Origin of the sequence: Pseudovibrio sp. Alg231-02, assembly GCF_900143565.1 — a bacterium.
GTDB lineage: Bacteria > Pseudomonadota > Alphaproteobacteria > Rhizobiales > Stappiaceae > Pseudovibrio.
In genome coordinates, this window is the sequence record NZ_FREX01000004.1 from 27304 (window position 1) to 38978 (window position 11675).

Here is an 11675-nt window from a genome sequence, read left to right on the forward strand (position 1 = left end):
CTTCATCTATTGGTATTGAACCGTGCTGCCTTCTGCGATGACATCAAGACCAGCTTCATGCCTCTCCATCGCCTGCACCAGTTTCCAGACCGGTTCAAGGAACAGCCCAAACGTGGAATGATGAATGGGCAGGACACGTTTCGGCTTCAGGCGATCCACCATCTCCACCACATCTGCGGCATCCATGCTAATCTTCCCAAGAGCGCCCGTCACACCCACCCCGCCAACATGTGGCACAAGAACATCAATGGCACCAAGGGCTTGGACTTTGGCCATCACATTATCTACCGGGAAGGTATCGCCAGTCCAGTACATGGTCCTGCGATAATCACCGGCCACGAACTCAAAGAAGTACCCATTGCCCGGTCCGAGGATCTTCAGGATCTCCGCATTCTCAGAATGCTCAGCGGGAACTGCCGTGATGGTGATCTGACCAGACTTAGTCGGGAACACCATTTGCTCGCCCCATGGCAGAGCGGTGATATTGGAAAAGCCCTTCTTTACAAGCACTTGTTTGTCGTGCTCTGTCGTGATCATCGCCATGTCAGAAGCGATTTTCGCTTCTGCTGCTGCATCAAAATGGTCTGGATGGGAATGACTGATCAGTGTTGCAGTCACCGCTCCAAGATCAAACGCAGGTAACGCCCCAAATCTTGGCTGCGGTTTGATGTTGGGTCCCTTGGCGAGATCAAACATCTCATTCGGGTTCGGCATCACAATTGCCTGCTTCCCAACGCCAAAGGCTGGATCTGTGAGGAACGTCACTCCATCAAAACTGATGAGCATTGTAGCGCCGCCAAGCCACTGTATCTGCAGCGTTTCCTCTGGCGAGTCATTCACTGTGGCATGCGCCAGTACGGGCAAACCAACGGCAGAAACCAGTGCTGTTGTTCCACTCAAACCAAGAAATTTCCGTCTGTCCATCTTGTCACCTATCTCTATATGGAGCATAGGGCTAGCAAACTCTGAGCGGCTGGAGTATTCAGATAATACTATCATCATTAAACGATATAGTTGCATAATGACGAACATCATCCAGTTGCAAACCTTCGTTGACGTCGCTCGCCTGAACTCCTTCACTGAGGCCGCAGAGCAACTGAGTATTCCCCGTTCAACGGTCACAGCTCGCGTGCAAGCGTTGGAGGAACGGCTCGGCGTGCAATTGCTTCACCGCACCACACGGCGGGTTTCTTTGACGCTGGAGGGGGAACGGTTTTTGCAGCAGTGCGAGCCAGCTTTGGAGGCGCTTTTACAAGCTGAAAGTGACCTGCTAGAGAAAGACGAACTCTCTGGAAACATTCGCCTTTCCGTCCCCACAGATTATCCGGCAGAAACGCTGGAAGCGCTGCTGACCAGCTTTGGCACACTACATCCCAAGGTCTTATTTTACGTTGATATGAGCGACAGTCCGGTGGATCTCGTGGCAGATCACTTCGATCTTGCCATCCGCGCGCGGCATCCAGGAGACGAAACCCTGATCGCGCAGCGCTACACTTATGACCCTGTTGGACTATTCTCTCGCAAACCGCACAAACTCATCACAGAAGACAACATTGCCTCCTTTGCTCTCCGAGATCCGGGAGGCTTTCTAGCTGAGTTCTCGGTGGGTACAACCTCCACTCATACGATAGAGACCACCAACTTCCGTTTGACCAAACAACTCGCATTATCAACGGATTACGTTGTTGTGTTGCCGATTTCTCTTTGTGAGCATGACGTGGAACAAGGCCGGTTACATCACCTAAAAACCACGCTGCAGATTCCTGAGGTGCCGCTTTACATTGTAACCCCAGCCCGAAAGCACAGACCGAAACGCACACGGGCTTTTATCCAACACATCATAGAGTGCGCAAAGGCCCGCCGGTAAGACCAAATGGCTTATGGGCGTAGGCTGAGCAATTCGGTAGTATCCCCGCAGATTTTAGTGACTGTGATTGCATGGGACGAGAGAGTATGGCGCAGGATACCCTTTTAAAAGAACAGCTTGGTGGTGTTTTGAGAATAACGCTCAACCGCCCAGACAAACTCAATGCCCTCTCACCAGAGATGCGTCAGGATCTGCTCTCCGCGTTGAACGAAGCCCACACCAGCTCTGAGGTGCGCACGGTTATCCTCACCGGTTCAGGCCGCGCCTTTTGCACCGGACAGGACCTCAACGACATCCTGCCCGATAGCACTGGCGAAAAGCCGGATTTGGGTGATGTTCTTACACAACACTACAGCCCGATTATTCATGCAATCCGACAGATGGAAAAGCCGGTTTTGTGCGCTGTGAACGGCGTTGCAACGGGTGCCGGGGCTGGTCTCGCCTTTGCCTGCGACATGGTTTTTGCCGCCAAGAGCGCTAAATTCATACACGCTTTCAGCAAGTTAGGACTTGTCCCGGGTGCTGGTGCATCCTTTCACTTGCCGCGGATGGTGGGCGAGGTGCGTGCCAAGGGGTTGATGCTGACTGGTATGCCGCTGACTGCGGACCGCGCAGCAGATTGGGGCCTGATCTGGGAAGCCATTGAAGATGACCAACTTCAGGGTGAGGTACTAGATATTGCAACTAATCTTGCAAAAGGCCCAACATCGGCGTATGCCATGACCAAACACCTCATTCATGCATCAGCTGATAGCACGTTGGAAGACCAGCTTGTGCGGGAAGCGGAGATGCAGCGTCGGGCTGGAAATTCGGAAAACCATACCGAGGGCCTGAACGCGTTTCTTGAAAAACGCTCACCTGTTTTCAAATAGCGCCCGTATTCTTCTCGTGTGGTTGCGGCGCCTCCCAAAATCATAATTGAGGATACATATGGGCATTATTGCACTTGATCACGTCCAGATGACCATGCCAGCAGGGCAGGAAGAGGCGGCCCGCGCTTTCTTCATCGGGCTGCTCGGTTTTACCGAAGTCGAAAAACCTGCGTCTTTACAAGGCCGTGGCGGAGCATGGTTCACCGCAAGCAGCGTTAACCTGCATGTTGGCGTGGAAGATCCGTTCACCCCAAACAAGAAAGCCCATCCCGCCTTTTTGTTTGATAGCCTTCAGGAAACGGTTGATCGTCTGGCCGCAGCAGGCGCTGTGTTGAAGGACGACAAGCCATTGCCGGGCTATATCCGCAAGTTCACCGAAGACCCGTTTGGCAACCGCATCGAGTTGATGCAGAAGACGGCCTGACTGCTGGCGCTGCACGCCAGAATAGAATTCAAATTTCTGCTTTAGACATTGATAAATAAACAGAAAATCTTCGAGTTTTCGAAAACCTCACGATATCCTGTGTGTGTTAGAGGGTGAGTTAATCAAGCAAGCTCACCTCGGCACAGGAGCCTCGGCAGATGACCATTCTCGGTTTGCAACACATCAACCTTCCCATCGCGCCTGACGGGGATAAGCTCGCCCGCGAGTTTTACGTGGACCTGTTGGGTTTTGAAGAAATTGAGCGGCCTGAGATAGCGCGGCACCAACAAGGTGGTTGGTTTTCAGTAGGTTCTGTCAATCTGCACCTGAGCGTTCAAGACCCGTTTGTCGCCAACAAGGTGGGGCATCCGGCCTTCGTGGTGGATGATATCATGAAGCTCACAGAGCACCTGCGGGATGCGGGCTATGAGGTTTCGGAGGACCCGACCTTCATTGGTTTCCTGAGAAGAACCACCCATGACCCCTTCGGCAACCGCGTTGAACTGATGCAGCCCGAGGACATGGTGCAGCACAAACTATAGCTTTTTCAGCTCCTGCAACAACGCGTTGGTGAGGCCGAGCAACTTGCCCTCCGGCAGAATATCCTCGTGGTTCCACGTCACCGCAACCTGCCAATGCGTCCCATTCAAACCTTTGAGATCATAGGTAAAATTAAGAACACCGATCTCGCTTCCAGCTTTGAAAGCAATGCGTTGCCAGTCGGTCTTTTCCGCCAGGCCAGGGTTGAACTGCATCGCCTTGTCATCTGCTATTTCGCCGATCACATCGCAGAGTTCTTCCGCGCTTGCATACCATTCCACTCCGCTGAGATATGGGTCGGCCACATCCTCAATCACGGGCAGTGAACGTTCCTCGATTTTCTCCAGAATTTTCCGGCGCTTAGCAACACCCGCCTGACCATATTTCTCGGCAAGATCACGATCCGCCTTGAGTTGATAAAACTGACGAGATGTCAGGAACGGCGTCCGTTCTTCCCGCGTTTCCAGTGGCTTAGTGCCGATGAGGTTGAGAACAACATCAGCAGCGGAATTGTCAGAGGCCGCCATCATATGCTGTGCAACCACCTGTAGGGTCACCAATCCGCCGCTCATTTTAGCGTAAAGACTGCTAACTGGATGGGATTCCAAGTCTTTTTCCAGTCGAACCTTCTGGTTCCACTTCAGCTCACCGCTTTTCACACGGCGCACCAGTTCCTGCATCACAAACAGCTTGTAAGCTGGGCCAATCGCCAAGGGTTGATCTGCATTTTTGCTGAAAAATTCTACACCATCTTTGCGAATGAGAAGGCTGGACGTTCCAACGATCTCTTGCATCAGAGACAGGCACTCATCAAGGTTTTCGACCTGATACAGCGCGGGCTTAATAAATAAGCCTTTGATTTTGCCGGATCTTTCCCGCTCCAACAAGACGACGATCTTAAAGTGCGTTGTTTTGACGAGAAATGCGTTTTTTTGCGTTTTTTTGCTGATTTCTTGCGCTGCTCCGTAAGCGGCAAGTGCATCCTCCAAAGACCGCCTCAGCCCCTGTTCTCCAACCAGAGAAAGGAAGCCGGTCGAGAACATGGAAAGGTCATCGCCGTTGCCATTCCAGAGTAGAAACAGCAGGTCCATATCAGACGTGTTGCGCAGCGCAATCATCTCTGGCGTGATCCGCTTGGCGGGAGAGAGGTTCTCCAACGCATCCTTTAGGCTCAGGATTGGATCAAGAAACATCTCTTTCAGGGTGCGCATTTCAAATCGCCTCAGGTCAAACCAGCTGGAATCGTCTCTCTTCTCTTAAAGTGAGCCTGTGAGATTGGCAAAGCCTGTCTTCCCTCTTCTGCAATAAGCCACAGTTGGGCGAAGTGAGAGGTTGATGCTTAGCCACCTCAGAACAATTCATACCTCGGTCTATAACCAACCAGATCTGCCGGAATAAACCGGGTGCGGAAGCTGTTAGGTTTGGCCCGCATGCCCTTTCGAAGATTCCCGAGCACTCTATGAGGTTGGTATTGTGGAGATCAGTGTCGTTCTTCCGGTTCACAATTGCGGCAAATATCTGCTGCCTGCATTGCAGAGCATAAAGTACCAGAGCTTCCCTCACTTCGAAGTGCTCATGATCAACGATCACTCTTCTGATGGATCGGAAGACGTGTGTGCAGACATCGCCTCTGTTGATGACCGGTTCAAGCTGTTGCATTCCCCCCATTTCGGCATGGCTGGCGCCCTCAACTTTGGCATCTCACAGGCCAGCGGTGTTTACATCGCCCGTATGGATGGCGATGATCTGTGCAGACCAGAGCGGTTTGCCAAGCAGATTGAATTCCTTAAAGAAAACCCGGACATTTCGTTTCTCGGCACCTTCGCAGATCATATCAACGATCATGACAGGGTCATGGGGGCCTTTGAGTTCCCAGAGGATGATTTCGAGATTAAAGCGCAATTGGATCGCGGCCAGAACACCTTCGTTCACCCCTCCATGATGATGCGACGCCGCGCACTTGTGGACCTTGGAGGCTATCGCGAGATCTTCACGATCTGTCAGGATTATGACCTCTGGTTACGCGCGCAGGACAGGTACTCCTTTGCCAACTTACCAGAGAGGCTTGTTGCCTATCGCGGGTTTCCGGATAAGCGTGATTTGACCAACAGGTTCTGGAAGCATTTTTACATCACCCGCCTTGCAGAAATCAGCGTGCAGCAACGCCGCGCCGGGCACCGTGATCCGGTGGACCAGATGGCAGATGAGTTTGATCTGGAAGCCGTTGATGAACGGCTGGTGCGCGAACGCCTCATCTCCGCACGGCAGGATTATTACTGCAACAAAAAAGCCTTTGTGGATCGCAAATCATTGAACTCAATGGATATCGATCAGGTCAAAGCCTTCCTGCTCAACAATAAGGAAAAGTTCAACAAAAAAGCCCTGGGCCAGGCCTTCGGGCTTCTGTTTGATCAGGCCATGCGGATTGAAGACACTGAAAGTGCAGAGGTTCTTTACAAACTCCAGCGCGAAATCTCAAAGAGCAGGCACCTCAAGTCCCTGCTCTCCAAACCCAACAAACTCGTCAAATACGCCCTACGAAAGCGACTGGAGGAAGAGGCATAGTCTCACTACGCCTCCTCTTTGAGACCTGCCTGACTACTTCTTCTTGCCACTCTTAGGTTCCACATCATCACCGAAGAAGTCTTTCTTCTTCTTTTTACCGAGTGCGGCTTTTGCTTTTTCAGATCGTGTTTTTGGATACTCTTCTTCCATCTTCAAAGCGGCTGCCTTGATCTTAGGAATGAGCTTCCAGGCTTCCTCGAGCTTCAGGTTACGGTGCAGCTCGCCAATCTCTACAATGAGCGCCTTAAAGGCTTCTCTATTGGTGTAGTATTGGGTCAGCGGCGCTCTTTCTTTCGCCAGCTTTTGCTTCTCTCGTGAACTGCGAGCCGCATTCTCTTTTGGGCTCAACTCTTTTTGCGCTGCTTCAAACTTTTTATCCAGCCCCACCATCAACTCACAAGCTTTGAAGACAATCTGCTCCATTTCCCAGATTTCTTTCTTATTGGCCTTGGCTTGTTTTTCTTCTGCGCTCAGATGTTCATCAGAGTTTGCGCGGCGTTCTTCTTCAGCCGCTCTTTCTGCTTCAGCCGCTGCTTGCCGCTGCTGCATAGCAATCAACTCGTCTTCGAAGGTTCCCTTCTTTTTCTTCCCCAAAGCGGCTTTCAACTTCTCGCCTCTGGATTTTGGGAACTCTTCTTCCATCTTCTGAACTGCAGCTTCAAGCGCTGGAATAATTTCGCGAATTGGCTTGATATCCTGCTGGCCGATATGTTTGGAAACATCCGCCATGAACTTCTTCACTTCAGCGCTATTCACAACAAAGGCATTGCGCTGTGGTCGGGTTTTCAGGTTCTCTTCTTTTGCATTCAAATCAGCAAGTGACTGGCTTGCCATGTCGAGAATATGCTCAAAACCTGCAACTTCCTTTCGGGTTGCAGCAGCTTGCTTGAGTGCTTCTTCAAGGCTGTCATAGTAGACCTCAACCTTCTCCAGTTCCGCTTCACCCTTGGCCTCTTCATCCTGAAAATAGAAATCAGAGGCAGTTAGCAGACAGTCTCTGAGATTGGCGATGATGCCTTTGTAGAAATCCTTTTCACCCAAGTCCTGGAACAGACCTGTTTTGTCTTCATATTTGGTAATACGAGGATTATGCGCTTTGATGCGTTCCAGAAGGTCAGATTTCGCGTTGAGTTCGCCTTCAATCGCCTCAGCCCCGTTCAACTGCTCCATCTGCTCTCTGGCTGCCTGGAAGATGTTGTCCATATCATCCAGATCCTGATCGATAGCACGCAAGGCGTTTTCAACCACTTTTGGATCCATATTGCCAAGCTCGATGAGACCGACCTTAAAGGTGTCTGCTTGCTCCTGAGCATCGGCATGAGCGTCTGCGATATCCGCATAGTGGCCTTCGACCTCAGGGTTCTCTCTGGCCCACTTTTCAACCTGCTTCAGTTGGCCAAACCTGTCTCGCACGGCCTGAAGCAACTCATCTCTACGGCCAGAGGCATCAGTCTGGACGCCACCTTCTCCAGCATCCGGCATACCAAGTAAGACCCGCATTTTGCCAAGAGCGACTTCGACACCTGCCAGCAGATCGTCGACCCCCTTCTTATCACGGTTGGACAGAACAACCTGATCCTGGGTGATCAGTGTGAAGGCGTCGTTATTTGCCTTATAGAACTCTGCAAACTCCTTGGGCTTTTTCTTCAGCTCTTCTTTGCGGGCCGCAAGATTGGCAAACACACTTTTCACGTTCTTGAGACGGAACTTCATGTCCGCGCTGGTCCGTTCAATTTCAGCGGTTGCGACATCAAACGCTTCCTGCATATCAGCAATTTGGCTGTTGAACGCGTTCAACGCAGCAACACTTACAGCCGTGCTGTTATCAGCCATGGCCACATTGAGCGCTTCAAGCGCCTTTGCGGCGAGCGTACGGGCTTGATCGAAGGCTCCAAGATCAACGCTCCAAGCCTGAATCTCAGGCCGACGCTTCACCAGATTCTGCAATCTCGCAGTCGCTTCTTTTGCCTTGATATCAATGCCGGTAATATCGTTCTTACGGATTTCCTGAGCTTTGGCAAAGAGTTGCTGCATCTGTACTAAATAAGATTTGGCAGAGGAAACGTATTGCTGAAGTTGTTCGCAATGCGCTTCTTTATCTTCCATATCCTCCTGAGCACAAGCCATGCCATCCTCATAACTTGCCAGCGCTCCCTGATAGATCGTCTCGAATTCAGGTCCATTCACGTGCTGACAAATCGGACGCCAATTGGCATTGCTTGTGTTGATGCCAGTTTTCAAACTGTTCAGGTCTTCTCTCAGGCGTGCCAGACGGTTCTCGAAGACGTCGCCCGCAGTTTCCTGATCTGCTGAAATAATTTCGGCGGTTTCCGCATCATTGTGCCCTTGCGCCGCCAAGCTGATTTTCTTCATGCGCATGTGCATGGTTCGGCCAGTTTCAACCAAACTATCAATCTTGGGTAGGGCTTTTTTGACGTCTGAGTCAAGCCAGAGATCTGTCGCCATTTTATGCCCGCCATCCAGAGCATTTTTCGCGACTTGATAGGCATCTTCAAATTCTGTCACAGACTTTTTAGACCAACCTGTCTGATCCTGTTTGTGCTCTTCTTCCACCTTTTGGTGCAGGGCAAAAATCGCATCCTGTCGTTCAGCAAGTGCGATCTCTTCACCAAACACATCATCAAGGAACTCAACATCCTCCATCGCATGCGCGCCCTTGGAAACCAGACCGAATTCCACATCATCCGCAGTGGCTTTCTTCGCAGTCTTGGCATTCTTTGGCGTTTCAAAGCACTTCGGCATGTTGCCGATAGCGGCTTTCATCTGCTCGATGGCTGTTTTAGCATCAGCAATACGGTTTTCCGAGACGAGCAACTTTGCTTCCTGCCCCAGTGTTTCCACCATGGTCTGGTAGCTTAAAAGGTCAGAAAGCTGTTCTTCGTAAGGGATCTTGTTACGCTGTTTGTAATAGGTCCCTGCTTCCTTGAGTAGAGCAGTGACTTCCTGCACGTAGCCGTCCAGTTTGAGAGCAGTTGAAACACCACGATCAAGTGCCTCGCTCATGCCCTTCATGCTGAGCTTTGCATTATCAAGGAAATCATTTGCCACATCGATGTCTTCCCCTTCAGCAGCACGTTCAGCTTCATTCAGGTAATCATCGGTTTTCTGCTCAAAATTATCGAAGATTTTGCGCTGTTCCTTGTCGATGATCAGATGGGCCTTTTCCGTAAGACTTCCGAATTCTACATAGGACTGCGCTACTGCATTCTGAATGCCTTCCGCGGTATCAAGCGATACCTCAAGCGCCTCGGGCACTTCATCTCCATAGGAGGAAACAGTATCGGCCTCAGAAGGATCAATACTGCAAATTTTGAGCATAGCATTCGCCCATGCATCAACCTGACTGGACTGTTTTGGAGTACCAGCAGTTTCATTTGAACCGGAAGGGATATCGGAACCAGCCATAACGGACCTCTTGGCGCACTAAAATAAGTTAATGCGGGATATCACTTACGCCATGAGATTATGTTTCACTATTCCCCCTCTATCGAGCGAATATTTATTAAAAAGAAGACATCGTGAAATTGACGAAGCCGCTACGCCAGAGCCTCAGCCAAGGTTTGTAATCAGTCGTTTACTAATTGCTTGGTCTGCTTGTACTTTGGAAAGAAGATCTTATCCCTGATGCTTGAATTAGTAGACGGGAGGCACGAAGCTGTATTGGTCTCCTCGGAACGATCTGGTGTGATTGTGATGCCTATTCTGGCTGCCACCAATTCCAGCACGCCTTAATTGATACTGCGCGTCATATTCAGTCTGATCTTCTTCTCCCTAAGCCGCTCAACAACTGAGCAGCCCGCATCAAACAAACAAAAATGAACCAATTGAAGGAACGGGGGAACAAAGGATAGGTTGACCTAGCCAACACACATACTAGGACCGCTGCGAGACGTTCGCTAACATTTTACAATGTAATTTAGCTCGCAGTGCTATACGCTGTTCAAACAAGAGAAGATGTTCCCACTATCAAAACCGAAGTTAGCCACCGAACTTTAGAGCGTTAACAGCAGTAAGTATGCCCTCGGATATCCTAGCATTAGAATTTCCTGCAAACAGCTGAACGGTCGGAACAGCACCAGCGCCAGTTTGAGCATCATACAGAACCACAAATTTCTTGACAAATTTGTCTACTTCCCTCTGGTCCTGAAACTTCTCAATGTCGAACTTCTCATTGATTGCTGCGGCCTGGTTGTCGACATCGGTGCCAACCATCGACTCAGGCATACCAAGTACGGTTCGCACGACCTGGTACAAAGCCGGGGATCCTAGAATTTCATATGCATCCGAGATGTCTGCTGCTGTTCTTTGAAAGTTGAGTGCAAGTCTTACGCCTTCGTTCTTCTCGCCTTCATCTTCTTCAAAGTTGGCTTGAATATACTTTTCAACGATGTTTTTTGTGTTCTCGACTCGTTGCGCTTCTACCTTGTCTTTATATTTCTCAACTGCATCTTTGAGTTCAGCAGGTTTTTTCAACTCATCTATATCAAAGTTTTCTTCGAACCATTCAACCCGCTCATCTTTTGGACCACGAATGATCTCATCAGGAACATCATAGGCAGTGGTTATCACTCTATAGAGTGCTGGATCTGCCAAAAGTTGAACTGTAAAAATGACGTCTCGCGGCATCTTTTGCTGGTAATAATCGGCAAGTCGATCAATATCCTCAACTTTTTCACCTGGTACATTTGTATATCGAACGATTTTCCTATCCAGAGCTTCATTTTTAGTCGACCAATCGAAAGTACCTTCGATGGTTCCGTCTTTATTAAAGGGAAATACTTCAGCCAATACCTTAAATCGACCATCGCTTAGTGTGTTCGCTAGCGCTTTTTCGTCTGACGTTCCTTCAGTCAGAACTTTTCGGACCATGCCCTTCGCGTAGGCCATGTCTTCAAGGCCCATCGTTTTCATCATGAAATTATACAAGCGATAATCGTTTAGAAGATCGTCAACGGTCTCTACGTTCTTAAAATTTTCTTCGTAGTACTGAATCTCGCGTGCAATTTCTGGATCTTTTGCTGTTCGATCTTTTGCAGCAGGCAAGTCGCGATTAAGCACTGAAAATCGAAGATGAGTATCCATTGAATTGAACCTGATTACATAAAAACAGTTTGGGGTAGTCTGACTCGGTTGTCTTGTCTGAACCTGATGAACTTTGGCGCTGATCTTTTCTACTGACTGGTTTATTTAAGCCATTGTAATGATTGGACTTCGGGCAGAGAATTCAAGCCATGCAGAGTTTGGTCCTGCCCGTTATCCAGCCTTGTAACTTGAGTTTCTGGACCTTCTCGAGGTGTTTAAACAATTGCTGGAGAATCGCCTCACTTAACTTCGCCCCCCTTCCCCCACAAAAAAGACCCCCGCCACTTTGGGCGAGGGTCGTGGG

At 49.9% G+C, this 11675-nt stretch carries 9 protein-coding genes; 5 read left to right on the forward strand and 4 right to left on the reverse strand.

Features of this window, described 5'->3' with window-relative positions; translation table 11 throughout:
• Positions 1–6 precede the first annotated feature (6 nt).
• A complete protein-coding gene (locus tag DHN43_RS12435) occupies positions 7–924 on the reverse strand; it encodes an MBL fold metallo-hydrolase (RefSeq protein ID WP_208995326.1) in 918 nt (305 codons plus the stop codon).
• Between the two features lie 97 nt (positions 925–1021).
• Between DHN43_RS12435 and DHN43_RS12440 the strand changes: the two genes are divergently transcribed.
• The 4 genes from DHN43_RS12440 (at position 1022) to DHN43_RS12455 (ending at position 3705) form a co-directional block, all read left to right on the forward strand.
• Positions 1022–1867, forward strand: a complete 846-nt coding sequence (locus DHN43_RS12440; RefSeq protein WP_108818795.1) for a LysR family transcriptional regulator — start codon at positions 1022–1024, stop codon at positions 1865–1867.
• A gap of 86 nt (positions 1868–1953) precedes the next feature.
• Positions 1954–2739: an enoyl-CoA hydratase-related protein gene (locus DHN43_RS12445; protein ID WP_108818796.1), complete on the forward strand. Its 786-nt coding sequence runs from the start codon at positions 1954–1956 to the stop codon at positions 2737–2739.
• A gap of 58 nt (positions 2740–2797) precedes the next feature.
• Positions 2798–3163: a VOC family protein gene (locus DHN43_RS12450; protein ID WP_108818797.1), complete on the forward strand. Its 366-nt coding sequence runs from the start codon at positions 2798–2800 to the stop codon at positions 3161–3163.
• A gap of 158 nt (positions 3164–3321) precedes the next feature.
• Positions 3322–3705: a VOC family protein gene (locus DHN43_RS12455; protein WP_057462329.1), complete on the forward strand. Its 384-nt coding sequence runs from the start codon at positions 3322–3324 to the stop codon at positions 3703–3705.
• On the opposite strand, the gene DHN43_RS12460 is transcribed toward DHN43_RS12455, so the two are convergent.
• Positions 3700–4914 (reverse strand): serine hydrolase, encoded by a 1215-nt coding sequence (locus tag DHN43_RS12460; RefSeq protein WP_108818798.1) that lies wholly within the window; start codon positions 4912–4914, stop codon positions 3700–3702. The two genes, DHN43_RS12455 and DHN43_RS12460, sit on opposite strands and share 6 nt — an antisense overlap.
• 262 nt (positions 4915–5176) lie before the next feature.
• Between DHN43_RS12460 and DHN43_RS12465 the strand changes: the two genes are divergently transcribed.
• Positions 5177–6268 (forward strand): glycosyltransferase family 2 protein, encoded by a 1092-nt coding sequence (locus tag DHN43_RS12465; RefSeq protein WP_108818799.1) that lies wholly within the window; start codon positions 5177–5179, stop codon positions 6266–6268.
• Between the two features lie 33 nt (positions 6269–6301).
• On the opposite strand, the gene DHN43_RS12470 is transcribed toward DHN43_RS12465, so the two are convergent.
• Complete coding sequence (locus DHN43_RS12470) at positions 6302–9694, reverse strand: hypothetical protein (protein WP_108818800.1); 3393 nt, start codon at positions 9692–9694, stop codon at positions 6302–6304.
• A gap of 573 nt (positions 9695–10267) precedes the next feature.
• Positions 10268–11371 carry a DUF1217 domain-containing protein gene (locus DHN43_RS12475; protein WP_199914806.1) on the reverse strand — a complete coding sequence of 368 codons (1104 nt, stop codon included), beginning with the start codon at positions 11369–11371 and terminating at the stop codon, positions 10268–10270.
• Positions 11372–11675: the final 304 nt, after the last annotated feature.

Bases quoted from the DNA above. Each gene is read 5' to 3' on its own strand.
- DHN43_RS12435 (WP_208995326.1), bottom strand. From the start codon at position 924: ATGGACAGACGGAAATTTCTTGGTTTGAGTGGAACAACAGCACTGGTT.
- DHN43_RS12440 (WP_108818795.1), top strand. From the start codon at position 1,022: ATGACGAACATCATCCAGTTGCAAACCTTCGTTGACGTCGCTCGCCTG.
- DHN43_RS12445 (WP_108818796.1), top strand. From the start codon at position 1,954: ATGGCGCAGGATACCCTTTTAAAAGAACAGCTTGGTGGTGTTTTGAGA.
- DHN43_RS12450 (WP_108818797.1), top strand. From the start codon at position 2,798: ATGGGCATTATTGCACTTGATCACGTCCAGATGACCATGCCAGCAGGG.
- DHN43_RS12455 (WP_057462329.1), top strand. From the start codon at position 3,322: ATGACCATTCTCGGTTTGCAACACATCAACCTTCCCATCGCGCCTGAC.
- DHN43_RS12460 (WP_108818798.1), bottom strand. From the start codon at position 4,914: ATGCGCACCCTGAAAGAGATGTTTCTTGATCCAATCCTGAGCCTAAAG.
- DHN43_RS12470 (WP_108818800.1), bottom strand. From the start codon at position 9,694: ATGGCTGGTTCCGATATCCCTTCCGGTTCAAATGAAACTGCTGGTACT.
- DHN43_RS12475 (WP_199914806.1), bottom strand. From the start codon at position 11,371: ATGGATACTCATCTTCGATTTTCAGTGCTTAATCGCGACTTGCCTGCT.